Source organism: Aeromonas sp. HMWF016, assembly GCF_963878195.1.
In the GTDB taxonomy this organism is placed as follows: Bacteria; Pseudomonadota; Gammaproteobacteria; order Enterobacterales; family Aeromonadaceae; genus Aeromonas; species Aeromonas lacus.
This window is the reverse complement of the sequence record NZ_CAWNWX010000026.1, coordinates 20,683-46,289: the sequence shown is the minus strand read 5'-3', so window position 1 is coordinate 46,289 and position 25,607 is coordinate 20,683. Positions and strand designations below refer to the sequence as shown.

The window sequence follows — 25,607 nt, the reverse complement described above, 5'->3', positions numbered from 1 at the left end:
CCGGATTGAGGAACAAACAAGATGAACGACATCATGATGGGCACCAGCCTGCCCTATGCAGAACGCAAGCGTCAGGGTGTACGCGGCCGCATGCCGCACAAGGAGGAGTCCCTCTCCCAGCAGCGGCGCCGGATCTACCGGTTGGTCAGTGCCATGCAGAGTCCGTTTGACCAGCATCTGCTGCTGCGCCAGCTGCAGGAGGACAACCCTGTGCTCTTCTATGATCTGGTACGCCATCACCTGCCGGAGCTGTTGCCGATCATCTACACCCCGGTGGTGGGGGAGGCGTGCCAGCGTCACAGCGACCTTTATCTGCGCAGCCACGGGCTCTACCTCTCCTGGCATGACAGGGACGATCTCGACGACATCCTCGAGTCGGTGGAGCAGGAAGTCGACGTGATCGTCATCTCCGACGGTGAGCGGGTGCTGGGGCTGGGCGATCTCGGTATCGGCGGCATGGGGATCTGTATCGGCAAGCTGGCGCTCTACTCCGCCGCGGGTGGCATCAACCCGGCACGGACCCTGCCGCTCTGCGTTGATGTGGGCACCAACAACCCCGAGCTGCTGGAGGATGACTCCTACCTCGGCTGGCAATCCCCGCGCATTGACGGCGAGAGCTACTACCACTTCATGGACAAGGTGGTGGCCGCCATTCGCAAGCGCTGGCCGCAGGTGGTGTTGCAGTTTGAGGATTTCGCCGGCAAGCACGCCGCCAACCTGCTGGCCCGCTATCGCGACGAGCTCTGCATGTTCAACGACGACATTCAGGGTACGGCGGCAGTGGCCTCCGCCTGCGTGCTGGCCGGGTTGCAACAGGCGGGCACGGCCCTGTGCGATGCCCCGGTGCTGATCGTCGGGGCGGGCTCTGCCGGTTGCGGCATTGCCGCCATGCTGGCCCAGCTGGCGGGGAGTCGCGACGGCGTCTGGCTGTTTGATCAGGATGGGGTGGTCTGCTGCGATCGCCCTGCGTTGACCCGCGCCCAGCAGCCCTTTGCCCGCGCCGTGGAGGAGGCCAACGGCTCGCTGCTGGAGACCATCCGCCAGGTGCGACCTGCGGTCTTGATTGGCGTGAGTGGTCAGGGTGGCCTCTTTACCCGCGAGGTGTTGCAGGCGATGGGGGAGGTGTGCGAGCAGCCGGTTATCCTGCCGCTCTCCAACCCGACCCGCAGCGCCGAGGCCACCCCCGAGCAGGTATGGGCCGCCACAGATGGCCGCGCCCTGCTGGCCACCGGCAGCCCCTTTGTGCCGGTGACGGTGGCTGGCGAGCGGCGGGGGGTCTCCCAGTGCAACAACGTCTATGTCTTCCCGGGAATTGGTCTCGGGGCCTGCGCCGTCAAGGCGCGCCGTATCAGCGATGGCATGTTGCTGGCCGCGGTACGGGCGGTCGGTGCCTATCCGCTGCTGGCTGGGCGATTGTTACCTCCCATCGAGCAGGTGGGGGAGGTGGCTCGCGCCGTCGCCAGAGCGGTGGCGCTCAGCGCTCGTGAAGAGGGGTTGGCCGATTTTGCCGGTGATCCGGCACCTTTGATTGACCAGACCTGGTGGCATCCGCACTATTGGGTGGCTTCCTGACGTTGCAAGGTCCGTGCATGAAACTTCGCCACCAGCTGGTTACCCTCTCCCTTGGGCTCTCCCTGCTGCTCATCATCATTCTGGGCAGCCTGCTTGCGCTCTTTATCCGCCACCTGCTGGAGAGCAATCTGGAGGAGAAGGGGGGCGATCTGGCCCGCATCATGGCGGCTGACAGCCGGGTGGTGGCGGCGCTGCACCAGGGGAGCGAGCCTGCACTGCGCGATTACATGGAGGAGGTGTGCCGTCGTACCGATGCCGCCTATATGGTGGTGACCGACGAGCATGGTCGCCGCCTCAGCCACCCTAACTCCGCTCTGGTGGGGGGGCAGTTTCGCGGTGAGGATCTCTGGCCCGCGATCCACGAGCGGCGCAGCTACTGCTCGCGCGACATGGGAACCATGGGGCCGGCGATCCGCTGCTTCTCCCCGGTCGTGGGGGCTGACGGGCGCGCCATGGGGGCCGTGGTGGTGGGCTATCTGATGCAGCAGGTGGAGGGCATCTACATGGAGCGGATTGCCCTGCTCATCAGCGCCATCGGCGCCGTCTTTGGTTGCGGCCTGCTGCTGGCGCTCTGGGTGCAATATCTGCTGCGCAAGACCCTGCTCGATCTGGAACCGGAGGCGATCGTCCGCCGCTTCACCCTGCAGGATCTTGTGCTGGAGCAGATCGCCGAAGGGGTGATTGCGCTGGATGGCCGCGGCCACATCGCCATGATCAACAGCACCGCCATCTATCAGCTGCGGCTGCCTGCCACCGGTCGTCACGCCCTGCAGGGGCAGGCGCTGGCCGAGCTGGTGCCACCGCTCGCGCCCGTACTCGAGCAGGAGGGGGAGGTTGCCTTCACCATTCAGGGCGAATCGTTCGTCGGTCGCTGGCAGGTGGTACATGGCAAGGAGCCCGGGCGCCTCCTGATCTTCAGCCGTCCCGAAGTGGCGACCAGTCTGGGGGTGCAGGTCACCCACCTGCGCCAGTACGCCGAGATGCTGCGGATGCAGAGCCATGAGTTTGCCAACAAGCTGAGCAGTCTCTCCGGCCTGTTGCAACTGGGCCATGTGGATCAGGCGGTCGAGCTTATCCAGCAGGAGAACGAGGCGTGCCAGACCCTGCTGCAGGAGCTGCTGGAACTTATCGACAACAAGCCGGTGGCGGGGCTTATTCTCGGCAAGTTCAGCCGGGCCCGCGAACTGGGGGTCACTCTTGAGCTCGATCCCGATTCGGCGCTCGGCGAGTATCCGGCCTCAGTCTCGGCCGATCTCATCACGCTCATCGGCAACCTGCTGGACAACGGTCTGCAGGCGGCCTGGCGCAATCGTCAGCAGTGTCCGCCGCGGGTGCTGCTCTCGCTCTGCGATGTGGGGCGCCGGTTGGTGATCGAGGTGGAGGATAGCGGCGAGGGGGTGGATGAGGATCTGGCCGATCACCTGTTCGATTACGGGGTGAGCCGCCAGAGCGGCGATCATGGCGTAGGACTCTTTCTGGTCAAGGAAACCGTGGGGCGCTACGAGGGTGTGATAGAATGGCGCCGAACTGTCGAGCAGACCACCCTGTTTGGCATCTACCTGAATAAAAACAAATTAATGTGAGCCATGGATCCAATACTCACCCTTGTTATTGAAGATGACGATCGGATTGGTGCCATCTTGTCCGAGCTGGTGGCCTCCACCTCCGGTTTCTCCCTGCTGGGGCGCGCCGGTACGCTGGCCCAGGCCGATGCCATGATGGCCGGCGTGGTGCCGCAGTTGCTGCTGGTGGATATCTCCCTGCCGGACGGTTCCGGCCTTGAGTGGGTGAGCCGCCTGCGCAGCCACAACCGCGAGGCTTATGTCATCATGGTGACCGCCTCGCGCGATGTGGAGACCATCCAGCAGGCGCTCAATCTCGGGGTGCATGACTACATCATCAAGCCGCTGCGGCTGTTTCGCATCCAGCAGAGCCTCGACGAAATCCTGCAACTTCATCAGAAGCTCTCCGAGCCGGGACGGCTGGAGCAGGAGGATCTCGATCGCCTGCTCGGCAAAGGGCGAACCCAGCCGAAAGAGGTGCGTACCACCCCCAAGGGGATCGACAGCATTACCCTGCGTCAGGTGCTCGACCTGCTTGCCGCCGAGCCCGAGAGCGTCTTCTCGACCGATACGGTGGCGCAGCGGTTGTCGCTCAGTCGCACCACGGCACGCCGCTATCTGGAGTATCTGGAGTCGGAAGATCGGGTGGATGTGGATCTCAACTACGGCCAGCGCGGGCGACCGGAGCGGCGCTACCGCTGGCGCCGGGCGGGGTGAGCAGGTTCACAGTCGCTAGAACACGATAGAAATGAACAAGGGAGCCAGCGGCTCCCTTGTTGTTTTTGGCATGTTGCCCGTCAAGCCGCATTGCGCTCCGGCAGTGGGACACGCTTTTTCAGCTGGGAGATCATCACGCCTCCCAGAATGAGGCCACCCCCCAGCAGGTGGTAGCCGTGGATCGGCTCGCCCAGACCGACGACGGCGATAAGCGCCGTACAGAGCGGCATCAGGTTCATAAAGACCGATGTGCGCTCGGCGCCCATGCAGGCGAGGCCGCGCATCCAGCAGTAGGCCGCCAGTAGGGAGGAGGCGAGCCCGGCGAAGAGCACCAGTCCCCACCCTTCGGCCGGCACTGCCATCGAGTCGGCACTGAGAGCGAGCGGTACCAGCAGCAGTACAGCCAGCAGGATCTGCATGTAGAGGTTGAGCCAGGGGCCGAAGGGGGGCTGCCAGCGGCGGATCAGCAGGCCGTAAAGGGCATAGCTGGCGGAGCCCAGCAGCATCATGCCATCCCCCGGGTTGATGCCGTTGTGCAGCAGGGCCAGCGGCTCGCCCTTGCCAAGCAGCCAGAGCACCCCGAACAGGGAGAGGCTCATGCCGAGCAGCGCCTGTTTGCCGGGACGCTGGCCGAAGAAGAGCGCCCCTTGCAGCAGGGTGAGCAGCGGAATGAGGGAGCCGATCACCCCCATGTTGGTGGCGGAGGTGCTGTGAGCGGCGTAGTAGGCGAGACACTGGTAGAGCACCATACCGAGTGCTGCCAGCACCAGCAGCTTGCCGAGCCAGGGACGAACCTCGCTGCGTCGCCGCCAGAGGGTGGGCAGGCAGAAGGGGGTCAGCGCCAGGGCGGCAATCACCCAGCGATAGAAGGAGATGGCCGCGGGGTCGAGCACGCTGGCCGCAGCTTTGGAGACCACGGTATTGGTGGCCCAGATCAGCACCGCCATCAGCGGAAACAGGAGGGGAGAGAAGAGTCGCATCAAAGGCTCCTTGGAGTAGATGTGACAAGTTTAACCTTGTCTGTATATTGTCAAGTAGCGTAAAACTGACAAACTATCCCGCAGAAAAGACAACTCCCTGTGATCTGTTGTAAGGCTACCGCCACCGGTTAGGGTATGGCACCTGCATGGTACGGGCCGAGGTTGAACATCAGGTGGGTATAGAAGCGGGCATCGAGAGGAGAGCGAAGAGACTATGACAACCCGGCACTACCACCCGGCAGACAGCGAGCTGCCAGCGCCCAATCCCCTCTACTTTCGCTACCAGCAGCTGCAGGCGGAGAACGTCATGGCTATGCACTCCCACCCCTGGGGGCAGCTCAGCATGATCAGTCTGGGGGTGATGGAGATGGGGCTGACCAACCAGCGCTTGCAGGTACCCGCCGACTACCTGATCTGGGTGCCGGCGGATCTGGAGCACGCCGCCTACAACGAGCAGGCCCTCGACTACACCTCCATCTATGTCAGTCACGAGCTGGCCGCCCGCTTGCCGGCCGAGCCTCGCCTGCTGCTGCTGACGCCGCTCATCCGCGCCCTGCTCGCCGATTTTTGCGAGCGCAAGGTGGGCCATATGGTGGATGAGTGGGATCAGCGTCAGGCCGAACTGCTGGTGGCGAAGCTGACCCGTACCCGCTGTCAGGAGAGCTACCTGCCGATGAGTCAGGACAAGCTGCTGGCCCCCATGCTGGCCGTGCTGCACAACGATCCGGCCGATCCCCGTACCCTGGCCCAGTGGGCGCAGCAGCTGCACACCACAGAGCGCACTCTGGCGCGCCGTTGTCTGCGCGAGCTCGGGATGAACTTCGGCCAGTGGCGGGCGCGGTTGCGGCTTATCAAGGCGCTGGCCTGGCTCAAGGGGGAGTTGCCCATTCAGGAGATCAGCTGGCGGCTCGGCTATGGCTCCACCTCCGCGTTCATTGCCATGTTCAACCGGGAACTGGGCTGCTCGCCCCAGCGCTATCGTCAGCAATCGCGAGGCAGTTCGCTGGCGGGACTGCCGGGCAAAGAGTCGCGAACATCTTGATAAGCCGCATGTTTATTGTCGTTATCGAGGGTATCATAGTGGCTTGTTTCGAGATTCCACGATGAGGCCGGGGCTATGCTGCCCGGCTTGATCCTGAGGTTTGTGCATCCATCCTGATGCCATGGGGTAAGCATGCTCGCTTCCGGTTCCCGTTTTGCCGAGTCCGTTTTCTGGTATCTACTGGCATTGACAGGCTGTTCCATTCTGCTGTTCGAGTTCGGCCCCGAGCGGGTGCTGGATATCAAAAACTGGCCCCACACCGTCGAGGTGACGCGGGCTTCCGGCGCGAGTGAGGCATCGGCCCGCTATGCCCCCTCGCAGGAAGGGGAGCCCGGCGTGAGCTGTACCCGTTCCGACGAGCCCAGCACCTATCCCGGCTGCGGTTTGATCCTGACGCTTTCGGCCCCCGAGCAGGGGCTCCACCTTGGGCGTTTCAAGACGCTCCATGTGCGCCTGCGCGTGACCGGCAATGGTCAGCAGGATTGGCGCTTCTATCTACGCAACTACAACCGGGCATTCAATATCCCCGGGGATCCCATGTCGCCCAAGTTCAACGAGATCATCTTCCGCCCCGCCGACTACGGCAGAAGCCACGAGGTGCCGCTTGACGTGTTTACCCCGGCCACCTGGTGGATCAAGCGCTACAAGGTGCCCTTGCAGTTGCAGGGGCCAGATTTGAGCCGTGTCTACGCCATCGAGATTGCGGCGGGATCGGACATGTCGCCGGGTGAGCACGGCGTGGTGATCGAAGAGCTGCGGTTTCATGGCGATTGGCTGGATGCCACCCTCTTCTATCGCCTGATCCTGCTGGTCTGGTTTCTCTATGGCTGCGCCACCTTTATGGTCAACCACCTGCATATGAAGCAGCGGTTGCGCCACGCCAATCGCGCGAAAGAGGAGGTGGAGGCGCTCAACCGTAGTCTGAGCGAGGAGAGCCGCCGCTCCCGCGAGCTGGCCTGTTACGATCCGCTCACCGGCGCCCTCAATCGTCTGGGTGGGGAGCGGTTGCTGGCCGATATCGGCGATCTGCCGTTTGCCTTCATCTATATCGATGTGGACCACTTCAAGCAGATCAACGACACCCATGGCCATCCGGTGGGTGACGAGGTGCTCAAGCATCTGGTCAGCGAAATCCAGCTAAACAGCGATGCGCTCTGCCATCTGGTGCGCTGGGGGGGCGAGGAGTTCGTGCTGCTCTGCCTCCATTACGACCTGCTGCGAGCCTGTGCATTGGCCGAACGGTTGCGCGCCAGGCTGGAAGAGTATCCCCACTGGCCCTCCTCCCTGCAGGTGACCGCCTCGTTCGGGGTGGCCGAACGGGGGGGAGACAGCCCGGAGCGGGTGCTCAAGCGGGCCGATGAGGCGCTCTATCAGGCAAAGCAGCGTGGCCGCAATCGGGTGGAAGCGCAGTGAGGGCGGGCAGTACGCCGTTTAGGCCGCCATTCGACAACTTCTTATAAAACGGGCAGAACCATATGACAGGACAAACCATCGGGGCCTTGACCCTGCTGGTGGCCGATTACGACGAGGCCATCGCCTTTTTTACCGAGGGGCTGGGGTTTGCGCTGCTGGAAGATACCCGACTCGACGAGCCGGGCAAACCGGGCAAGCGCTGGGTGCGGGTCGCTCCGGCGGGTAGCCCCGGTTCTGCGCTGCTGCTGGCCCGCGCCGTCAGTGAAGAGCAGCGTGCCGCCATCGGCAAGCAGGGCGGCGGGCGGGTATTTCTGTTCCTTGAGACCGATGACTTCTGGCGGGATTACCGGCGGATGCAGCAGTACGGTGTTCATTTTTGTGAACAGCCCCGTGACGAGTCTTACGGCACCGTAGTGGTATTTGAAGATATCAGTGGCAACCGCTGGGATCTGCTGCAACGGATATCTGCCAGTGGCATTTGAAAACGTTTATCATCCCGTCTGTCACAAAGTCATAAAAGTGTCACAGAAAATTCTAATAATTGGCGCACCCATCTTCACAGAGGAGAGAGAAGGGAATGGCTAAGCGAATTCTGGTGGTCGAGGACGAAGCACCGATCCGCGAAATGCTCTGTTTCGTGTTGGAACAGAAGGGATATGAGACGATTGAAGCGGAAGATTTTGCCGATGGACTGGCGAAGGTGCGCGAACCCTACCCGGAACTCATCGTGCTCGACTGGATGATGCCTGGCGGCAGCGGCATCCAGTTCATCAAGCAGCTCAAGCAGGATGAAGTGACCCGCCAGATCCCGGTGGTGATGCTGACCGCGCGCGGCGAGGAGGAGGACAAGGTCCGCGGCCTCGAAGCGGGGGCTGATGACTACATCACCAAGCCGTTCTCTCCCAAGGAGCTGACTGCCCGCCTTCATGCGGTGATGCGCCGCGTCTCTCCCACCTCGGTGGACGAGGTGATCGAGGTGCAGGGTCTCAAGCTGGATCCCGTTTCGCACCGGGTCAGCGCCGAAGAGAGGGCGCTCGACATGGGGCCAACCGAATTCAAGCTGCTCCACTTCTTCATGACCCACCCCGAGCGGGTCTACAGCCGCGAGCAGCTGCTCAACAATGTCTGGGGTACCAATGTGTACGTCGAGGACAGAACCGTGGATGTCCATATTCGCCGCCTGCGCAAGGCGATCGAAGAGACAGGGCACGATAGATTGATCCAGACGGTGCGTGGAGCCGGATACCGCTTCTCAACCCGTCTCTAGAGGCTGTTATGTTGCAACCCTACGCCTGGCGGCGACAGTTGTGGCGAATGGCATTTTTTTACGCGCCTTTCGCATTGGTTGGCTGGCTGATTGATCACCTTTCGCTCACTCTGCTGGTCGCTGCGTTGCTCCATCTTGGCTGGCACTACCGCTTCCAGAAGCGGTTGTCGGACTGGCTGTGGCACGATCGCAGCCTGGTTCCTCCCAACGGCAAAGGCAGTTGGGAGCACATCTTCAACGGCATCTACAAGTTGCAGCAGCGCCACCGCGCCCGGCGCCGCGAGCTGGCGGGCCTGATCCGCCGCTTTCGGGAAGGGGCCGAGGCATTGCCCGACGCGGCCGTAGTATTGCGCGATGATGGCAGCATCCTCTGGTGCAACCGGCTGGCGGAGCAGTTGCTCGGTTTTCGCTGGCCGGAAGATGCCGGTCAGCATATCGGCAACCTGATCCGCAATCCGGCCTTCACCGCCTATCTGGCGAAACAGGCTTTTGACGAGCCATTGGAGATGCACTCCCCGGTCAACGAGGAGAAGTTTCTCGAGTTTCGCATCATGCCCTATGCCTCCGATCAGGCGATGCTGGTGGTGCGCGATGTTACCCGCTTGCGCAGTCTGGAGAAGACCCGCAAACACTTTGTCTCCAACGTCTCCCACGAACTGCGCACGCCACTCACGGTACTCAAGGGCTATCTGGAGATGACCGAGGAGCCACCGCCGCCCGCCATGTGGGCCAAGGCGCATCGGGTGATGATGGAGCAGACCATCCGGATGGACAATCTGGTCAATCAGCTGCTCACCCTGTCACGCATCGAGGCGGCTCCGAGCGTGGATCTCTCCCATCTGGTGGACATGCCCGCCATGCTGGGGCTGCTGGAGCAGGAGGCACGGGCGCTCTCGGGCGAGCGGGCCCACCAGATCGAGTTCGTGGTGCAGCCCAACCTCTTGGTGCGTGGCGATCAGGAACAGCTGCGCAGCGCCGTCTCCAATCTGGTCTACAACGCCATTCACTACACACCGCAGGGGCGCAAGGTGACGGTGGAGTGGCGCAAGCAGGGGGCGATGGCGCTGTTTGCGGTGCAGGATGAGGGGGAGGGGATCCCGCCCGAGCATCTGGCACGGCTCACCGAGCGTTTTTATCGGGTGGACAAGGCGCGCTCGCGCCACACCGGTGGCTCCGGCCTCGGCCTTGCCATCGTCAAGCATGCCTTGAGTCACCACGACTGCCAGCTCGATATCGAGAGCCGGGTCGGCTTTGGCAGCCGCTTCAGCTTTCTCATCCCCAGCCGAATGGTGGTAATAAAATAGTCTTTTATGACAAGGTGTTAGATATACGGGAAGGGCTGCGTTGGCAGCCCTTTGCCATTTGGACAAAAGCGCCGCCATGTCATTAAAGTGTCACATTAAATCCATAAATTTGTCACTGCCAGGTCAGATACTGGCGCCGTTTTAAGAACGGACCTTCTGTAACTTTGGAGAGATTGGATGAAACTCAACAAACTGGCTGGTGTAATCGGATTCACCGCAGCAACCCTCTTTTCTGCCAGCACCCTGGCCTATGGTGTCGATAAAAACCTGCCGGAATACACCCCGACCAGCGGCATCTCGGGCAACCTGTCCTCTGTCGGCTCGGATACCCTGGCCAACATGATGACCCTGTGGGCTGAAGAATTTAAGCGCATGTATCCCAACGTCAACGTGCAGATCCAGGCTGCCGGCTCCTCTACCGCGCCGACCGCCCTGACCGAGGGGGTTGCCCAGTTTGGCCCGATGAGCCGCGCCATGAAGGCTGGTGAAGAGGAGGCATTCGAGAAGCGTTACGGTTACAAGCCGACTGCCATCCGCGTCGCAGTCGATGCTCTGGCCGTGTTCGTCAACAAGGATAACCCCATCAAGGGGCTGACCATGCCGCAGATCGACGCCATCTTCTCCAGCACCCTCAAGTGCGGCGAAGCCAAGGCGGCCACCAAGTGGTCTGATCTGGGTCTGACCGGGAACTGGTCCGGCAAGGATCTGCAACTGTTCGGTCGCAACTCCGTATCCGGTACTTACGGTTACTTCAAGGAGCACGCCCTGTGTAACGGCGACTTCAAGAGCGGTGTGAACGAGCAGCCGGGTTCCGCCTCCGTGGTGCAGTCCGTCTCTGCCTCCCTGAACGGCATCGGTTACTCCGGCATCGGCTACGTCACCTCCGGCGTGCGTGCAGTTCCGCTCTCCAAGGATGGCAAGACCTTTATCGAAGCGAACGCTGACAACGCCATCACCGGCAAGTATCCGCTCTCCCGCTTCCTGTACGTTTACGTGAACAAGCACCCGAACAAGCCGCTCTCCCCGATGGAGCAAGAGTTCGTCAAGATGATGCTCTCCAAGGCAGGCCAGAATATCGTTGCCAAAGATGGCTACGTACCGGTACCGGCCAAGGTGGTACAGGCTGACCTGAAAAAACTGGGTATCAACTGATAGTTCGATATCCAGAGAGTGTAAAAACGAGCCCTGCGGGGCTCGTTTTGTTTTTGGCGACTGTCAATGTTGTTAATAGTTGGCGCATGATCTTTTTGCATCGGCATGGCTCTGGCTCCCTTGCAGAGCAGGGCGGCATTTCCGAGAATAGGGCAACGTTATGGCAAAGGACCCCTTCATGATTGCGTCTCTCTCCAAGTTTGGCCTGGTAGCCCTCTGCAGTTCCCTGCTGGTCGCTTGTGCCCAGTCTCCGACCGGTCGCAGCCAGATGCTGCTCTACTCTCCCCAGCAGATGAACCAGCTGGGTGCCGACTCGTTTGCCCAGATGAAGCAGCAGGAGAAGGTGAGCACGGATGCCAAAATGAACGCCTATGTATCCTGCGTCGCCAAGGCGGTCGCAGCCCAGGTGCCCGCCAGCTACGGCATCACCAACTGGGAAGTTGTGGTGTTTGACTCCAAGCAGGTCAACGCCTTTGCGCTGCCCGGTGGCAAGATCGGGGTCTACAGCGGCCTGCTCAAGGTGGCCAAGAATCAGGATCAGCTGGCGACCGTTATCGGTCACGAGCTGACCCACGTGCTGGCCCAGCACTCCAACGAGCGACTCTCGCGCAGCCAGCTGGCCGGGATCGGTATGGCTGCGGCCGATGTTGCCCTCGGCAGCAGCGAGTATCGTGGCGCCACCATGGCGGCCCTTGGCCTCGGCATGCAGGTAGGGGTGATGCTCCCCTATGGCCGCACCCAGGAGAGCGAAGCGGACCGGCTGGGTCTGGAGCTGATGGCGCGTGCCGGTTTCAACCCGGCCGAAGCGATTCCGCTTTGGCAAAACATGAGCGCCGCCTCCGGTGGCAACAATCCGCCCCAGCTGCTCTCCACCCACCCGAGCAACGAGAGCCGGATCGCCGATCTGCAGGCACAGCAGGTTGAAGTCGAGCCGCTCTATCAACAGGCTCGCGCGTCGGGTCTGGTGCCCCAATGCAAGGCATAAGCCTGCGCATGGCGCGGCCCGAGGATGCTGCCGCCATGACGGTAATGCAGCGGGCCAGCTGGCTCGCTGCCTATGGTCAGGTGCTGGGCCCGGATCTGCTGGAGCAGCTGGCGGTGACCTCCCATCTGCAGATCTGGCAGCAGCGGTTGGCTGACGCTGGGCCAAGGCCCATGCTGCTCTGTCTCGATGAGGTGGTCATCGGCCTGCTCTACTGGCAACCGGTGCAGGAGGGGGATGAGACCATCGCCTGGATCCGCGCCTTCTATCTTCACCCCGATCACTGGCGGCAGGGCTATGGCAAGCGGCTGTGGCAGGCGGTGGCGATGCAGATGCGCCGAAGCCGCTGCTCCTGCGTCAAGTTGTGGCTGCTCGATGGCAATCATATCGGAGAGGGCTTCTACCTGCGCCGCGGTTTCATGTTTGATGGTCAGGAGCGCACCCTGATGAGCCTTGGCCACCCCTGTCTGCAGCGGGAAATGTCCCGTTTGCTCTGATCTCTCTCCCGTTTTTCGCCCCCGGTCACTTTATTTTTTTAGCGAATTAATACAATGTCACCCGAAACAGATGGGATGAGAACTCGCTGACAGGGAGAGCGGCATGTATTACGGCTTTGATATCGGTGGTACCAAGATTGCGTTCGCTGTCTACGACGGCGCCCTGAACCTTTGCCACGAAGAGCGTATGAGTACGCCCGGTGATGACTATCAGGGGCTGTTGCAGCTGGTTCGCTCTCGGGTCGAGCAGGCCGATACCCGCTTTGGCGTCAAAGGGGCGGTCGGCATCGGTTTTCCCGGTATTCTCAACCGTCACGACCAGAGCATAGTGGCGGCGAACCTCCCCTCCATCAATGGTCGCCATCTGGGGGCTGATCTGGCCGAGCTGCTGGCGCGGCCGGTCAAGGTGGACAACGATGCCAACTGCTTCCTCTGGTCGGAAGTGCACAAGGGGGCAGCCGATGGGGCCGGCAGTGCGCTGGGCATGACCATTGGCACCGGCATCGGTGGTGCCATCTATCTGGCAGGCACCCTGATCCAGGGGCGTAACTGGCTGGCTGGTGAAATCGGTCACTATCCGCTGCCGGCCACCATCCTGATGAAGTATCCCGACTTGCCTCGTCCCCGCTGCGGCTGTGGCCGTCTGGTCTGTTTTGAAACCTATGCATCCGGTACAGGCCTTGAGCGCCTCTACTACCATTTTCACGGCCACCGGGCCACCGGCCATCAGATTGTGGCGCGCTTCGAGGCTCATGAGCCCCATGCCGTCGCCACCATCGACTGCTGGCTAGAGATCCTGGCGGCTGGACTTGCTACCGCCATTTCGGTGATGGATCCCGAGGTGGTTGTGTTGGGGGGCGGCCTGAGCGGCCTGCCTGCCCTTTACGAACAGTTGCCGCTGCGCCTGCCCGGCCATCTGCTGCCCGGGGTGGCTCTGCCCGAGATCCGCGAAGCCCGCTTTGGCGGCGCTGGCGGGGTGCGGGGCGCAGCCTTGCTCAATCTATGAGATCAGATGCAGGTCTGATCTCCCCGATAAAAGGAGTCCTCATGACCTCTCTTGAAATCTGCATCGACAATCTGGAATCCCTTTTCACTGCCCAGGAGGCCGGCGCCGATCGCATCGAGCTCTGCTCTGCGTTGGGGCTTGGGGGGCTGACCCCCTCCTATGGTTTTATGCAGTTGGCCGCTCGTCACGCCACCGTCCCTGTCTATGCCATGATCCGTCCACGCGCCGGGGATTTTTGTTTCAACGACGGTGAGTTCGAGATGATGCTGCAAGATATCGCGGCGGCACGCTCTGCCGGTCTGCAAGGGGTCGTGGTCGGTCTGCTGGATGAGGAGGGGCGGGTGCCTGCCGCCAAGCTCAAGCAGCTGGTGGATGCCGCCGGATCGTTGGGTGTCACCTTCCACCGCGCCATCGATCTCTCTTCTGACTGGCGGCTCGATCTGGAGACCATAGTCGCTGCCGGCTGCGAGCGCATTCTCAGCTCCGGCCATGCACCGACCGCGCTGGCCGGACTGGAAAATCTGCAGGCGATGCAACAGGCGCTGGCGGGGCGAGCCAGCCTGATGCCGGGGGCGGGGGTCAATGCCGACAACGTGCGTACCATCATCGAATTTACCGGGGTGAGCGAAGTGCATATGTCCGGCATGGGCTGGCGTGGCGGTATGGTGCCTCATGGCGTCAATATGGGCACCTCGGATGATGGCCGGGTCAATATCACCGATGGCGCCAAGGTCGCAGCGGTGCGGGCTCTGCTGGACAAGACCTGATACGGGCCGCGTGGCGGTAGTTCGCGTACTGCTGGACGATAACCTTTCGGACAAAAGAGGGGCGCCACTTGCTGGCGCTCCTCTTTTTGCTTGTGTGAACTCTCTCCCACGCTCGGGGAAATCAGGCACGAGGCTGGCAGCACCTCGCGAAAAAGTCTGATATCATCCCGTCTCTTTTATCATCTGGACCCGGAGCACATCTCAATGTCCCAATACGACTCTATCGAACAGAAAGCCAGTTATGGCATCGGCCGCAACATGGGTGATCAGCTGGCGCAGCAAGCCTTCGCCGGTCTGGATATCCCGGCCCTGCAGCAAGGTCTGGCAGATGCCCTGAACGGTCTGGAGTTCGCGGTCAGCCGTGACGATATCAACGATGCCTTCCAGGTCATCACCGCTCGCATGCAGGAAGAGCAGGAAGCGGTTGCCAAAGCAGCAGCTGCTGCTGGCGAAGCTTTCCTGGCCGACAACGCCAAGCGCGACGAAGTGACTGTGACCGATTCCGGCCTGCAGTACGAAGTGCTGGTAGAGGGTAATGGCGCCGTGCCGGTAGCGGGTCAGTCCGTACGCGTGCACTACCACGGTACCTTCACTCACGGTGGCGTGTTCGACAGCTCCGTTGCTCGCGGTCAGCCGGCCGAGTTCCCGGTGACCGGCGTTATCGCTGGCTGGGTTGAAGCGCTGCAACTGATGCCGGTTGGCTCCAAGTGGAAGCTCTACATCCCGCACGATCTGGCCTACGGTGCCCGTGGTGCCGGTTCCATCCCGCCCTACTCCGCGCTGGTATTCGAAGTAGAGCTGCTGGATATCCTGTAATCCGGCTGGCTTGATCTTGATGCAGACGGCGACCCTCGGGTCGCCGTCTGTTTTTTGGGCCCCTCAATAGACACCGGTTGTCGCGATCAGATGAAATCGGAGAGTCTGCCAGCCAGCTTTTCCGACTCTTGATTGATTTTTTCACTCTGGCTGCAGCCATACTGCAAACCGTCTGACCAAATCGAGGAACCCCGGATGAACAGATACATGAACAACGCCGTGCTGACCGCCTTGCTGCTGCTCAGCATTCCGGCCAGTGCCGACGCCATGCGCTGCAAGAATGCGCTCATTACCGAAGGGGACAGCACTGCCGAGATGCTGCTAAAGTGCGGCGAGCCCATGTTGCGGGAAGACATTACCCGTAACGAGGAGAATCAGTACGGCAACGTGGTCGAGGTCAAATATGGCGAACGCTGGACTTACAACTTCGGCAAGAACGAGTTCATGCGCTTTGTCACCGTGCGCAACGGCAAGGTGATAGATATAGAAAATGGCCCGCGCGGCGAGTAACCGGCGGGCGAAAGGCATGGATGCACAACAGACAGAAGGGCAAGTCCCTTGACTCACATGTCCGGCAAGGGATCGCGGTGACCAAGTTGTCTGACCGCCAGATTGATCTGGCGGGCCAGCCTCAGTCGCTGGCGACAGGTCAGGCCGTGAAGACTGATCCTGCCGGCGTTGAATTCAAATGTCCCCAATGCCTCGATGGCAAAGTAACCTCGGTGAAAGCTCTTGATGTAGCGAGCGATCTGGCGTGGGGATAACTGCTTGAACACCTTCATCACAACAAACCCTGATTGAACCGGACGGGGGAGATGATGGGACTCGTATATGACATGCTAATGACGGTTTTGTACGCTTTCAATTAATCCGGTCACGGTCACGCGCGACTACGCGGCCATGAAAAAGTTGTGCGGTGCAAAGGGTTAGCCCCGATATACTGCGAGCACTCTGACTGGATGGAAAAAGGGCCTGCGCGTGGAATGGGTTGATGTAGTGGATGCGGATAACCGGGTGATTGGCGTGGCCGAGCGTGCCAGGGTGCGGCGCGAGAATCTCTGCCATCGGGCCAGCTACATTCTGGTACTCGACGAGGCGAACCGCATCCTGGTGCAGCGGCGCACCCTCAGCAAGGATTTTTGCCCCGGCATGCTGGATGCCTGTGCCGGCGGTGTGGTCACCACCGGGGAGGCGATGGAGCCCTCGGCGCGGCGCGAACTGGCCGAGGAGCTGGGGATCCGCGATGTGCCGCTCGAGGCATTCGGTGACTTCTATGCCGAAGGTGAAGGGTATCGGGTCTGGGGTGGCCTCTTCAGCTGCCGCTATCAGGGACCGCTGCAGTTGCAGGCCGAAGAGGTGAGCGAGGTGCAGTGGATGAGCCTGGCCGAGATAGCGGCCCGCGCTGCCGAGTTTACCCCCGACTCCCTGTTGGCTATCGCCACCTGGCAGGCCCGGCGTTAAGAGCGCAGCCACAAAAAACGGGCAGCCTTTGGGCTGCCCGTTTTTGTTGCGCGGCTAGACAAGTTTGAGCTGGCGGTTGGTGCGCCCGCAGCGGCTGGGTCTGGCCAGCCAGTAGCCCTGCCACTCTGTGGCAAGGCGCAGCAGCGGATACTCCAGATCGAGCCTGGTCACCACCAGTTGTCCCGGATCTTCTCCCGTCACCGGCTTGCCACTGGCCGGGTCGATGATCTCGACGATGCAGCTCTCGTTGACGATAAAGCCCTGACCGGGGCGACTCTCGTAGGCCACCACCCCGACATCCTGCCACACCAGACAGTTGAAGGCGGCAATGCCGTGGATAGCCTCGAGCGGTGCTGTCTCGGGGTGGGTCACCTCGCACAGCAGGGCGTGGCGCAGACATTCGGTGGGGGTCTCGGCCAGCTCGGCGGCCTCCAGCAGATCGAGCAGGGTGACCAGCGGGCCGACGAAACCTGTGGGTTGATAGCGCCGCAGTGTTTCGAGCTGGCGCTGGGTGTCGTCGGGGCCGCAGGGCACCACGGGGCAGCCGAGCTGGCGCGCCCCGTTGTCAAAGATGAAGGCGGTGGGGCCGGCATGATAGTCATGGCAGTTGAGCAGCACCTCTCCTGCCTTGAAGCCGGCGGCAAAGAGCGCCCGTGCAACCCCCCACCAGTCGGCCCCGGCATATTCGGGAATGGCCAGCTGCCCGGGGCAGGAGAAGACCCGCAACGCCTGACTGGCTGGTCGACCGGTGAGTCCGGCAAAGGGGGGATAGGCTTGCTGGGCGGTAAAGAGATCCGTGCTGTCGAGCAGCGGCAGGGAGGCGAGCTGCTCCAGATCGTCGAGACGGCAGTGGCGATAGGCGCTGGAGTAGCCAGAGCAATACTGGCTGACATGGGCGAGTTGATGATTGAGCTGATCCAGCTGCTGTTGTGCGCGCAGGGCTGGGGGGCGAATTTCCAGCCCGTCGTAATGGTTATGCATGAAGGCCTCCTGAGTCGGCAGATCCTGCTCAAGGTTAGTTCAAATGGCCCCGGCAGAGAGAGGCCTGTGTCACATGGCAGGTGTGGGGTAGACTGGGGCTCTTTTCATCCAGAGATCCCCATCAACTACCCATTAACTAAAGGACGAGCACGATGATCGCGATTGGTCAGACCCTGCCTGCGGGCGAATTCACCTTCATCACCGCCGAGGGAAAGCAGCAGCGAGACACCCGAAGCCTGTTTGGCGGCAAGCGGGTGGTGCTGTTTGCGGTGCCCGGCGCCTTTACCCCTACCTGCTCCAACGCCCATCTGCCGGGTTACGTGGTGCTGGCCGACCAGCTGATGGCCAAAGGGGTGGATGCCATCTGTTGTCTGTCGGTCAACGACGCCTTCGTGATGAAGGCGTGGCAGGATGCCCAGAACGCCGGGGCCATCACCATGCTGGCGGATGGTGATGGCAGCTGGACCCGGGCGCTGGGGCTTGCCAAAGAGACCGGTGCCTTTGGCGGCGTGCGTGCCCAGCGCTTTGCCCTCATCGCCAATGATGGAGTGGTGGAGCAGCTGTTTGTGGAGGAGCCCGGCAAGTTCGAGGTCTCCGATGCGGCGAATCTGCTGAGCAGACTGTAGCGATTAATCGTTGTTTGATTTCCCCTTGAATTGACTGGCGGCGCCGTTACACTGGGCGCCACTTTCCAATGGCGCCAGCAGCTTTGCTGGCGCTCCTGTTTACTGGCGATGGGATAGAGACCTTATGACCCTGGCTTTTGTTGCCCTGATTGCCGGACTGGCGCTGCTGGTCTGGAGTGCAGACAAGTTTGTGGACGGGGCGGCGGCAACCGCCCGTTATGCCGGCATGCCGCCGCTGCTGATCGGCATGGTGATCATCGGTTTTGGCACTTCGGCCCCGGAGATGGTGGTGTCGGCACTGGCGGCAACCCAGGGCAACCCGGGTCTGGCCCTTGGCAACGCCTATGGCTCCAACATCACCAATATCGCGCTAATCCTGGGTCTGACGGCGCTGATCAGCCCCATCGCGGTCGCCTCTCAGGTGGTACGCAAAGAGATCCCGATCCTGCTCGGCATTACCCTGCTCTCCGGTGCCTTGCTGCTGGATGGCCATCTTGGCCGGATGGATGCCACCATTCTGGGCGTCGTCTTTGTCGGCCTGATGGGCTGGTCCATTTGGGCTGGTATGAATGGCAAGGGAGATGCGCTGGATAGCGAGACCGCCGAGGATATCGAGAGCGAGGGGATGTCCCTCAAGAGCGCCATTCTCTGGCTCATTGTCGGGTTGGTGCTGCTGATCGGCGCCTCCCGTTTGCTGGTCTGGGGGGCGGTCACCATCGCTCAGGCGCTCGGTATCAGTGATCTGGTGATTGGTCTCACCATTGTGGCCATCGGTACCTCGCTGCCTGAGCTGGCATCATCGCTGATCGCCATTCGCAAGAACGAGCATGATCTGGCGCTGGGCAATGTGATAGGTTCCAACCTGTTCAATACCCTGGCGGTGGTGGGGATTGCGGCGGGCATCCACCCGCTCGACGTGGCGCCGGAAGTGCTCACCCGTGACTGGAGCATCATGATGGGGCTGACCTTGTTGCTGCTGCTGATGTGTTTGGGTCGCAAGGGGCAGGGGCGGATCAATCGGCTGGAGGGGGGCGTGCTGCTGACCTGCTTTGTCGCCTACACCGGCTGGCTGCTGACCAGTCAGTTTATCTAACCCATGCCGGTGCAATGAGAGAGGGGGAAGCTTAAGCTTCCCCCTCTTGTTTTTGCTCGGTGAGCGGTTTGCTTAGGCAACAGCTACCAGCTTCTGCCCCTTCTGGTTGCTGTCCAGAATGAGGATGCTCGCCTTGGGGAAGAAGTTGAAGGTAGAGGCCGAGGCCCAGGTGTAGGCGCCCATCACCTTGCCAATCACCAGCTCGCCGATGGCCAGATCCGGCAGCATGATGCCCTCGCGGATCACGTCCACGCTGTCGCAGGTGGGGCCGGAGAGCACCGAGTTGTGCAGCTCGCCGCTGGCATAGGGCGTACTCACCGGATAGGTGACGTGGTCGTAGAGCTGGCCGTTGTAGCTGCCATAGAGGCCGTCATCCAGGTAGTACCAGATCTTGTCGCCGCGGTGGGCCTTGCCCATCACGCTGGCGACCGAGGTCATGGCCGGTGCGCTGATAAAGCGGCCCGGCTCGGCAATCTTCTGCACCGTAGCCGGCAACTTGGCCAGCGCTTCGCGGATCGGCGCGCAGAAGCCGTCGATATCGAACTCGCCTCCTTCATAGTCGACCGGGAAACCGCCGCCGATATCCAGTACCCACGGCTTGAGACCGAGCGCCCAAGCTTGCTCCATGATCTCGCGGCAGGCGTCGATGGCCTGCACATGGCGGCGGGCGTGGGGCACTTGCGAGCCGACGTGGAACGACAGCCCCATCACCTTGATCCCCTTGGCGTGCGCCAGTTGCAGCAGCGGCAGCGCCTGCTCCGGGGTGCAGCCGAACTTCTTGGAGAGATCGACCTTGGTCTCCGGGTTGGGGAAGCTGACCCGCAGCAGCAGTTTCACTTCGTCCTTGTAGGGAATGAACTTCTCCAGCTCCAGCGGGTTGTCGTAGACAAACACGGTGCAGCCGAACTCCAGCGCATAACGGATATCGCTGTCGCGCTTGATGGGATGGGTATGAATGCAACGTCCCGGGCGAACCCCCTGGCTGCGCACCAGATCCACTTCGCCATTGGTGGCCAGATCGAAACAGGCCCCCTCTTCCTTCAAGACAGAGACCACCGCCTCGTGGGGCAGGGGTTTGAGTGCGTAGTGCAATCGCACATCGGGCAGGGCGGCGGCCAGCGCCCGATACTGTTTGCGGACGGCTGCCTTGTCGAGCAGCAGCAGGGGAGAGCCGAATTGTTCAACCAGCTGACGGTAGTCTTGTGCGACCACATCTTTTGCAACCAGGGTCTCGTTCATTCTCTTTTGGTCATCCTTAGGGGGCGTGATATGCCCAAGCCATATGCGATTGAACCGGCGACGGCCGGGTCAGGCGAGCGGTCCGGTGGGACCAACCGAACACAGTGCATAAATTGATGGCAAAGTGCTTGGTTATGCGTCGGATTATCTGCTTATTGACTCTGTGTGCAAGCTATTTGCTTGGATATGTTGGCAAGTTTTTCTGGCCGAAACGATTGAGAGGATTGCTATCAATTCAGCCACTTTCCTTATCGAACCGTTTCGCTGCCGTTCGGGCTTAACTTGTTGATAGTTAACTAACATTTAACATGTTGGCGAGGGTTTGAGCGCAGGGCAAAAAAGTGCGGCAGCGGGGTTCCAAGTGCGAGACAGCTCACATTTTTTGGATTAACATGCCCGCTTCCTAATCCAAATTAGTTCGGATGAAGGTAGCAGGAGAGCGATGGGCAACCATCCACCGAAGAAGTGAATCTTTCAGGTACCGGGCAACCGGTGTGGACTGCTACTGGACGATACTCTGGAGAGACCCGTTTAATCGGGCGCCGAAGGAGCAAGGCACCATGATTGCATCGCAATCTGGCGCCGGAAACTCTCAGGCAAAAGGACAGAGGGGATGGGATGGTTGTACCTGAGCTTGGAGCTGTTCACGATCTGTAACGAGAGGTCGTCAGCAAGGCAAAGAGCCGCGCAGGAACCGGAGCGTATAGACATACGTGAGCCTCTCGGTTCCACATAAGCGAGCTGCACATGAGCCTTGATCACGGTCTCGCAGTAAGAGTGTGAACACGTTTTTGGCCCGCATCCGATCGCCTCTGGCCGATCGCGACACCTATGGGAAGATCATCCTTCTCCTCCTTAATTTTTGTTTCTTAAGGAGGATGCATGTCATCAATTCAATCGGCGTTAACCGCCATCGATAGCTTTATCTGGGGTCCGCCCCTGCTGATCCTGCTGGTCGGGACCGGTATCTACCTCACTCTGCGTCTGGGTCTGCTTCAGGTGGTGCGCTTGCCGCTCGCTCTGCGTCTGGTCTTTGGTCGCGATCAGGGCCAGGGCAAGCAGGGGGATGTCTCCAGCTTCGGCGCCCTCTGTACTGCACTTTCGGCAACGATCGGCACCGGCAACATCGTCGGGGTCGCCACCGCTATCAAGCTGGGTGGCCCCGGTGCCCTGTTCTGGATGTGGATGGCTGCGCTGTTTGGGATGGCCACCAAGTACGCCGAGTGCCTGCTGGCGGTCAAATATCGCGAGCAGGATGCCAACGGCCAGATGGCTGGCGGCCCCATGTACTATCTGGAGAAGGGGCTCGGTTCCAAGCCGCTCGCCAAGCTGTTTGCCCTGTTCGGCATCGGCGTCGCCTTCTTCGGCATCGGTACCTTCCCGCAGGTTAACGCCATCAGTGACGCCATGAGCCTCTCCTTCTCGGTACCCCGTGAAGCGACTGCTGTAGTGCTGACCCTGATCGTGGCGCTGGTGACTTTGGGGGGCATCCAGTCCATCTCCAGCGTGTCGAGCAAGGTGGTGCCTTTCATGGCCATCTTCTACATCGTCGCCTGTCTGGGCGTGCTGGTGAACAATGCCAGTGCCCTGCCGGAGGCGATCGCGCTGGTGATCGGGAGTGCCTTCACCGGCCATGCGGCGACCGGTGGCTTCGTCGGTGCCGGTATCATGCTGGCAATCCAGTCCGGGGTGGCGCGCGGGGTCTTCTCCAACGAGTCGGGGCTGGGCTCAGCGCCCATCGCGGCGGCGGCGGCCAAGACCGACTCCTGTGTGGAGCAGGGGCTGGTCTCCATGACCGGTACCTTCATCGACACCATCATTATCTGCACCATGACCGGTCTGACTCTGGTGGTGACCGGGGTATGGAGCGGCGATGTGAGCGGGGCGGCCATGACCAGTCTGGCCTTTGCCCAGGGGCTCGATGCCCATGTCGGCCAGTATCTGGTGAGCATTGGCCTCCTGTTCTTCGCCTTTACCACCATCCTTGGCTGGAACTACTACGGCGAGCGCTGCACCGAGTACCTGTTCGGGGTGAAGGCGATCAAGCCCTATCGTCTGGTCTATCTGGTATTGGTGGCGAGTGGTGCCTTCTTGCATCTGGATATGATTTGGCTGCTGGCCGACATCGTCAACGGCCTGATGGCGGTGCCCAACCTGATCGGCCTGATTGGCCTGCGCCATGTGGTGATCGCCGAGACCCGCGCCTACTTTAGCCGCGAACAGGATGGCGAAGCAGAGCCGGAACCGCAGACCGCCTGATCCCGCAGCAATCAATCCAAATGAAAAAAGCCACGACCCGGGTCGTGGCTTTTTTATTGCGCTCTGTTCGTCGCGGGATTAGAGAGGCTATTTGCTGCGCTTGGGCAGCAGCAGGTTCATCACGATGGCGGTGAGGCCGCCGGTGGCGACGCCGTAGGAGAGCACGCTTCTGGCCAGCTCCGGCAGGTGTTGCAGCACTTCCGGCACCTGCGCCACCCCGAGGCCCATGGCCAGCGACACCGCCAGGATCATCAGGGCACGGCGATCCAGCTCCTCGCGGGAGATGATGCGCACGCCAGCGGCGGCAATGGTGCCGAACATCACGATGGTGGCGCCACCCAGCACGGGCTCGGGGATCTGCTGCACCAGACTCGCGACCGCCGGGAACAGGCCGAGCAGGGCCAGCATGGCGGCGATGAAGAGGCCGACGTGACGGCTGGCGACGCCGGTCAGCTGGATGACGCCGTTGTTCTGGGCGAAGGTGGACATGGGGAAGGTGGAGAAGAGTGCCGCCAGCATAGAGTTGGCGCCATCGGCCAGCACGCCACCCTTGATCCGTTCCATATAGACAGGCCCTTCCAGCGGCTCGCCGGAGATGTCCGAGGTGGCGGTCATATCGCCGATCGCTTCGAGCGCTGTCACCACGAAGATGATGGCGAGCGGTACGAACAGTTGCCAGTCAAAGCCAAGGCCGTAGTGGAGCGGAATGGGCACCATCACCAGCGGGCCATCGAAGGTGGGGGCGCTCACTTTGCCCAGCAGCAGCGCCACCGCATAACCTGCCAGCATGGCGATCATGATGGCGGAGAGGCGCAACCAGGGGTTGCGACTGCGCTGCAGCAACACGATAAGGCCGAGTACCAGCAGGGAGAGGAAGAGGTTGGTGTGGCTGGCGAAGCTGCCGTCCGCCAGCGCGCCGTAGCCGCCGCCCATGCTGATGAGCCCCACCTTGATGAGGGTCAGGCCGATGAGCAGCACGACGATGCCGGTCACCAGCGGGGTGATGATCCGTTTGACCAGATGAAGGAAGCGGCTCATCACCACGATAGTGAGGGCGGCCGCCAGCATGGTGCCGAACAAGGTGCCCAGCAGATCGTCGGTGGGCATGGCCGCCTGCTTGAGGGCGAGACCGGAGGCGATGATGGGGCCGAGGAAGTTGAAGCTGGTGCCCTGTACCGAGAGGAGGCCGGAACCGATGGGGCCGAAGCGGCGGGTCTGGATGAAGGAGGCGATGCCGGACATGACCAGCGACATGGAGACGATATAGCGAGTGTCGGCGGCAGGGATGCCGAGGGCATTGGCGATGATGAGAGGAGGAGTAATGATGGCGACAAACATGGCGAGCATATGCTGCAGGGCGGCGAACAGCGTCTGGGGCAGAGGCGGGACATCCTCTATGCCATAGACCAGTTCGCTATGGGCTCGCCTGGGTGGATGTGCCTCTCGATTGGCGCGTGTGACTGCTGCCTGTTCCATATGTACCTCGATTGTGTGGGGGGAGGGGGAAAAATTGGGCGATATTGTAGTGATCGAGAGGGGGATGACCAGCGTTAATGAAGAGAAAAAAGGTTTATTTTTCTGTGCATTGAAACGTTTGCGCGGTGTCGTTATCATCTGTCGGTTTGTGTGATCGTCCTCTCCTTTTTATTCCCCTCGCTAATGACATTTTTACCACTTTGTAGGTGTAGAATGAGCCCTCAGTAATTAATCGTGGAGACTCTGGATGCTTAAGTTGTCAGAGTTCTGGAGTGCGAGGGTTCACTCCGAAGACTTTACCCGTACCCGTATGGGCTTTATGACGGTGCGGTTGCGCCTGCTCACCTGCCTGCTGATGGCCGGGTTGCCGGCCTGGGCCGTGGTGGATTGGATTACTCTGCCGGCCCCCCATTTCGAGCTGCTGTTTCAGGCCCGCATCTTCTGTACTCTGGCGCTTTCACCGCTGATCCCCCTCTCTTACCTGATTCATTTTCGTCGCGAGCGGATGAAGCTGGCGCTCGGCTATCTGATGATGGTGATGATGATCTTCTCCCTTTTCTGTTTGCACAGTTTTGGCAGCGAGCAGGAGTTGCAGGCCGGTTATGCCGTCTTCCCCTATCTGCTCATCACCCTCTTTGCCATCTTTCCCATCCCGCTCTCTCTCGGGCTACAGCTGGCTGGCGTGGTGCTGGTGACCATGCTGCTGGGGTATTGGTTGCTGGTGGGACAGAGCCTCTGGAGCCAGGCCACCCTGAACCAAATCTGGGTACTCGGCATGTTTACCCTGGCCAGCTGCTGGGTGCAGTGCGGTCAGCTCAATATGCTGCTGCGACTCTATCGGGAATCGACCACCGACGAGCTGACCGGCATGATGAACCGCCGCCTGTTGATGAAGCAGCTGGAGCAGGCGAGAGCCCGACTGCAGACCAAGAAGAAGCCCTTTGCGGTAATGCTGCTGGATCTCGATCGCTTCAAGCGGATCAACGATATCTACGGTCATCTGGCAGGGGATGCGGTGCTCAAGGAGGTGGCCACCACTCTGGGCGAGCAATTGGAACCGGATATGGTGCTGGGGCGCTACGGCGGCGAGGAGTTTGCCATCCTGATGCACAACCACGCCGATCCGGTGCAGGCGACCAAAATGGCCGAACGGCTGCGTATTGCTGTCGAGGCGCGGCTGGTAAAAAGCCCCACCTCGGACGAGTTGCTGGAGGTGACGGTGAGTATCGGGATTGCCATGGCGCGTGCCGACGACACCATCGATATTCTGATCAATCGTGCTGACGAGTGCCTCTATCAGGCCAAGATGGCGGGGCGCAACTGTGTGGTGGTCGAGGGGCAGAACAGTGGAAAAACAGATGCCGCCTGAGGGCGGCATCCTGTTGGCAAGGTGCT

General features: G+C 61.2%; 25 protein-coding genes and 1 riboswitch. Of the genes, 20 read left to right on the top strand and 5 right to left on the bottom strand.

Going from position 1 to position 25,607, the window contains the following annotated elements; all coding sequences use genetic code 11:
- Positions 1–21: 21 nt before the first annotated feature.
- Genes AACS24_RS03950 through AACS24_RS03940 form a run of 3 tightly spaced genes read left to right on the top strand, consistent with a single transcriptional unit; the run spans position 22 to position 3,851 of the window.
- On the top strand, positions 22–1,572 hold the full coding sequence (locus tag AACS24_RS03950) for an NAD-dependent malic enzyme (RefSeq protein WP_108572421.1): 1,551 nt from the start codon (positions 22–24) through the stop codon (positions 1,570–1,572).
- Positions 1,573–1,589: 17 nt separating this feature from the next.
- On the top strand, positions 1,590–3,155 hold the full coding sequence (locus tag AACS24_RS03945; RefSeq protein ID WP_108572420.1) for an ATP-binding protein: 1,566 nt from the start codon (positions 1,590–1,592) through the stop codon (positions 3,153–3,155).
- 3 nt (positions 3,156–3,158) lie between these two features.
- A complete protein-coding gene (locus AACS24_RS03940; protein ID WP_033115761.1) occupies positions 3,159–3,851 on the top strand; it encodes a response regulator in 693 nt (230 codons plus the stop codon).
- 80 nt (positions 3,852–3,931) lie between these two features.
- On the opposite strand, the gene AACS24_RS03935 is transcribed toward AACS24_RS03940, so the two are convergent.
- The gene (locus AACS24_RS03935; RefSeq protein WP_033115760.1) at positions 3,932–4,831 is read right to left on the bottom strand and encodes a DMT family transporter; all 900 of its coding nucleotides are present in this window, start codon (positions 4,829–4,831) and stop codon (positions 3,932–3,934) included.
- A 214-nt stretch (positions 4,832–5,045) separates the two neighbouring features.
- On the opposite strand from AACS24_RS03935, the gene AACS24_RS03930 reads away from it, so the two are divergent.
- From AACS24_RS03930 to AACS24_RS03875, 12 genes are all read left to right on the top strand, one after another.
- A complete protein-coding gene (locus tag AACS24_RS03930) occupies positions 5,046–5,873 on the top strand; it encodes an AraC family transcriptional regulator (protein WP_108572419.1) in 828 nt (275 codons plus the stop codon).
- Between the two features lie 132 nt (positions 5,874–6,005).
- Entirely contained in the window at positions 6,006–7,286 is a 1,281-nt protein-coding gene (locus AACS24_RS03925) for a GGDEF domain-containing protein (protein ID WP_108572418.1), read from the top strand.
- 62 nt (positions 7,287–7,348) lie between these two features.
- Positions 7,349–7,768: a VOC family protein gene (locus AACS24_RS03920; RefSeq protein ID WP_108572417.1), complete on the top strand. Its 420-nt coding sequence runs from the start codon at positions 7,349–7,351 to the stop codon at positions 7,766–7,768.
- 95 nt (positions 7,769–7,863) lie between these two features.
- Entirely contained in the window at positions 7,864–8,553 is a 690-nt protein-coding gene (phoB, locus tag AACS24_RS03915; RefSeq protein ID WP_033115756.1) for a phosphate regulon transcriptional regulator PhoB, read from the top strand.
- An 8-nt stretch (positions 8,554–8,561) separates the two neighbouring features.
- Positions 8,562–9,857, top strand: a complete 1,296-nt coding sequence (gene phoR / locus AACS24_RS03910) for a phosphate regulon sensor histidine kinase PhoR (protein WP_108572416.1) — start codon at positions 8,562–8,564, stop codon at positions 9,855–9,857.
- Positions 9,858–10,034: 177 nt separating this feature from the next.
- The gene (locus AACS24_RS03905; RefSeq protein ID WP_041208175.1) at positions 10,035–11,009 is read left to right on the top strand and encodes a PstS family phosphate ABC transporter substrate-binding protein; all 975 of its coding nucleotides are present in this window, start codon (positions 10,035–10,037) and stop codon (positions 11,007–11,009) included.
- A 178-nt stretch (positions 11,010–11,187) separates the two neighbouring features.
- Entirely contained in the window at positions 11,188–11,994 is an 807-nt protein-coding gene (locus AACS24_RS03900) for a M48 family metallopeptidase (protein WP_033115753.1), read from the top strand.
- Positions 11,982–12,488, top strand: coding sequence for a GNAT family N-acetyltransferase (locus tag AACS24_RS03895; RefSeq protein ID WP_033115752.1), 507 nt, complete (start codon positions 11,982–11,984; stop codon positions 12,486–12,488). Before AACS24_RS03900 ends, AACS24_RS03895 begins: the two co-directional genes overlap by 13 nt.
- Positions 12,489–12,591: 103 nt before the next feature.
- Complete coding sequence (locus tag AACS24_RS03890; RefSeq protein ID WP_108572415.1) at positions 12,592–13,494, top strand: ROK family protein; 903 nt, start codon at positions 12,592–12,594, stop codon at positions 13,492–13,494.
- A 41-nt stretch (positions 13,495–13,535) separates the two neighbouring features.
- Entirely contained in the window at positions 13,536–14,261 is a 726-nt protein-coding gene (locus AACS24_RS03885; RefSeq protein ID WP_108572414.1) for a copper homeostasis protein CutC, read from the top strand.
- 204 nt (positions 14,262–14,465) lie between these two features.
- On the top strand, positions 14,466–15,077 hold the full coding sequence (locus AACS24_RS03880) for an FKBP-type peptidyl-prolyl cis-trans isomerase (RefSeq protein ID WP_033115749.1): 612 nt from the start codon (positions 14,466–14,468) through the stop codon (positions 15,075–15,077).
- A gap of 195 nt (positions 15,078–15,272) precedes the next feature.
- Complete coding sequence (locus tag AACS24_RS03875) at positions 15,273–15,587, top strand: DUF2845 domain-containing protein (RefSeq protein WP_041208180.1); 315 nt, start codon at positions 15,273–15,275, stop codon at positions 15,585–15,587.
- Between the two features lie 53 nt (positions 15,588–15,640).
- Here AACS24_RS03875 and AACS24_RS03870 read toward each other — a convergent pair whose 3' ends face one another.
- On the bottom strand, positions 15,641–15,859 hold the full coding sequence (locus AACS24_RS03870; RefSeq protein WP_033115747.1) for a DUF1107 family protein: 219 nt from the start codon (positions 15,857–15,859) through the stop codon (positions 15,641–15,643).
- Positions 15,860–16,055: 196 nt separating this feature from the next.
- Between AACS24_RS03870 and yfcD the strand changes: the two genes are divergently transcribed.
- Positions 16,056–16,538 carry an NUDIX hydrolase YfcD gene (gene yfcD, locus AACS24_RS03865; RefSeq protein ID WP_108572413.1) on the top strand — a complete coding sequence of 161 codons (483 nt, stop codon included), beginning with the start codon at positions 16,056–16,058 and terminating at the stop codon, positions 16,536–16,538.
- 54 nt (positions 16,539–16,592) lie between these two features.
- On the opposite strand, the gene AACS24_RS03860 is transcribed toward yfcD, so the two are convergent.
- Complete coding sequence (locus AACS24_RS03860) at positions 16,593–17,519, bottom strand: phenylacetate--CoA ligase family protein (RefSeq protein ID WP_108572412.1); 927 nt, start codon at positions 17,517–17,519, stop codon at positions 16,593–16,595.
- A gap of 152 nt (positions 17,520–17,671) precedes the next feature.
- On the opposite strand from AACS24_RS03860, the gene AACS24_RS03855 reads away from it, so the two are divergent.
- Positions 17,672–18,145, top strand: coding sequence for a peroxiredoxin (locus AACS24_RS03855; RefSeq protein ID WP_108572411.1), 474 nt, complete (start codon positions 17,672–17,674; stop codon positions 18,143–18,145).
- A 124-nt stretch (positions 18,146–18,269) separates the two neighbouring features.
- Positions 18,270–19,238, top strand: coding sequence for a calcium/sodium antiporter (locus tag AACS24_RS03850; protein ID WP_108572410.1), 969 nt, complete (start codon positions 18,270–18,272; stop codon positions 19,236–19,238).
- Between the two features lie 72 nt (positions 19,239–19,310).
- On the opposite strand, the gene AACS24_RS03845 is transcribed toward AACS24_RS03850, so the two are convergent.
- On the bottom strand, positions 19,311–20,477 hold the full coding sequence (locus AACS24_RS03845; RefSeq protein WP_108572409.1) for a type III PLP-dependent enzyme: 1,167 nt from the start codon (positions 20,475–20,477) through the stop codon (positions 19,311–19,313).
- Positions 20,478–20,984: 507 nt separating this feature from the next.
- A riboswitch (glycine riboswitch) is annotated at positions 20,985–21,095 on the top strand.
- A gap of 264 nt (positions 21,096–21,359) precedes the next feature.
- On the opposite strand from AACS24_RS03845, the gene AACS24_RS03840 reads away from it, so the two are divergent.
- Entirely contained in the window at positions 21,360–22,736 is a 1,377-nt protein-coding gene (locus AACS24_RS03840) for an alanine/glycine:cation symporter family protein (RefSeq protein ID WP_108572408.1), read from the top strand.
- Positions 22,737–22,823: 87 nt separating this feature from the next.
- Here the strand turns inward: AACS24_RS03840 and AACS24_RS03835 are convergent, their stop codons facing one another.
- Positions 22,824–24,212 carry a nucleobase:cation symporter-2 family protein gene (locus AACS24_RS03835; protein WP_108572407.1) on the bottom strand — a complete coding sequence of 463 codons (1,389 nt, stop codon included), beginning with the start codon at positions 24,210–24,212 and terminating at the stop codon, positions 22,824–22,826.
- A 247-nt stretch (positions 24,213–24,459) separates the two neighbouring features.
- Between AACS24_RS03835 and AACS24_RS03830 the strand changes: the two genes are divergently transcribed.
- Positions 24,460–25,581, top strand: a complete 1,122-nt coding sequence (locus AACS24_RS03830; RefSeq protein WP_033115739.1) for a GGDEF domain-containing protein — start codon at positions 24,460–24,462, stop codon at positions 25,579–25,581.
- Positions 25,582–25,607: the final 26 nt, after the last annotated feature.

Bases quoted from the DNA above. Each gene is read 5' to 3' on its own strand.
- AACS24_RS03830 (WP_033115739.1), top strand. From the start codon at position 24,460: ATGCTTAAGTTGTCAGAGTTCTGGAGTGCGAGGGTTCACTCCGAAGAC.
- AACS24_RS03855 (WP_108572411.1), top strand. From the start codon at position 17,672: ATGATCGCGATTGGTCAGACCCTGCCTGCGGGCGAATTCACCTTCATC.
- AACS24_RS03850 (WP_108572410.1), top strand. From the start codon at position 18,270: ATGACCCTGGCTTTTGTTGCCCTGATTGCCGGACTGGCGCTGCTGGTC.
- phoB (WP_033115756.1), top strand. From the start codon at position 7,864: ATGGCTAAGCGAATTCTGGTGGTCGAGGACGAAGCACCGATCCGCGAA.
- AACS24_RS03840 (WP_108572408.1), top strand. From the start codon at position 21,360: ATGTCATCAATTCAATCGGCGTTAACCGCCATCGATAGCTTTATCTGG.
- AACS24_RS03925 (WP_108572418.1), top strand. From the start codon at position 6,006: ATGCTCGCTTCCGGTTCCCGTTTTGCCGAGTCCGTTTTCTGGTATCTA.
- AACS24_RS03880 (WP_033115749.1), top strand. From the start codon at position 14,466: ATGTCCCAATACGACTCTATCGAACAGAAAGCCAGTTATGGCATCGGC.
- AACS24_RS03920 (WP_108572417.1), top strand. From the start codon at position 7,349: ATGACAGGACAAACCATCGGGGCCTTGACCCTGCTGGTGGCCGATTAC.
- AACS24_RS03885 (WP_108572414.1), top strand. From the start codon at position 13,536: ATGACCTCTCTTGAAATCTGCATCGACAATCTGGAATCCCTTTTCACT.
- AACS24_RS03945 (WP_108572420.1), top strand. From the start codon at position 1,590: ATGAAACTTCGCCACCAGCTGGTTACCCTCTCCCTTGGGCTCTCCCTG.
- AACS24_RS03895 (WP_033115752.1), top strand. From the start codon at position 11,982: ATGCAAGGCATAAGCCTGCGCATGGCGCGGCCCGAGGATGCTGCCGCC.
- AACS24_RS03875 (WP_041208180.1), top strand. From the start codon at position 15,273: ATGAACAGATACATGAACAACGCCGTGCTGACCGCCTTGCTGCTGCTC.
- AACS24_RS03935 (WP_033115760.1), bottom strand. From the start codon at position 4,831: ATGCGACTCTTCTCTCCCCTCCTGTTTCCGCTGATGGCGGTGCTGATC.
- AACS24_RS03900 (WP_033115753.1), top strand. From the start codon at position 11,188: ATGATTGCGTCTCTCTCCAAGTTTGGCCTGGTAGCCCTCTGCAGTTCC.
- AACS24_RS03905 (WP_041208175.1), top strand. From the start codon at position 10,035: ATGAAACTCAACAAACTGGCTGGTGTAATCGGATTCACCGCAGCAACC.
- AACS24_RS03890 (WP_108572415.1), top strand. From the start codon at position 12,592: ATGTATTACGGCTTTGATATCGGTGGTACCAAGATTGCGTTCGCTGTC.
- AACS24_RS03950 (WP_108572421.1), top strand. From the start codon at position 22: ATGAACGACATCATGATGGGCACCAGCCTGCCCTATGCAGAACGCAAG.
- AACS24_RS03845 (WP_108572409.1), bottom strand. From the start codon at position 20,477: ATGAACGAGACCCTGGTTGCAAAAGATGTGGTCGCACAAGACTACCGT.
- AACS24_RS03940 (WP_033115761.1), top strand. From the start codon at position 3,159: ATGGATCCAATACTCACCCTTGTTATTGAAGATGACGATCGGATTGGT.
- AACS24_RS03930 (WP_108572419.1), top strand. From the start codon at position 5,046: ATGACAACCCGGCACTACCACCCGGCAGACAGCGAGCTGCCAGCGCCC.
- phoR (WP_108572416.1), top strand. From the start codon at position 8,562: ATGTTGCAACCCTACGCCTGGCGGCGACAGTTGTGGCGAATGGCATTT.
- AACS24_RS03835 (WP_108572407.1), bottom strand. From the start codon at position 24,212: ATGGAACAGGCAGCAGTCACACGCGCCAATCGAGAGGCACATCCACCC.
- AACS24_RS03870 (WP_033115747.1), bottom strand. From the start codon at position 15,859: ATGAAGGTGTTCAAGCAGTTATCCCCACGCCAGATCGCTCGCTACATC.
- AACS24_RS03860 (WP_108572412.1), bottom strand. From the start codon at position 17,519: ATGCATAACCATTACGACGGGCTGGAAATTCGCCCCCCAGCCCTGCGC.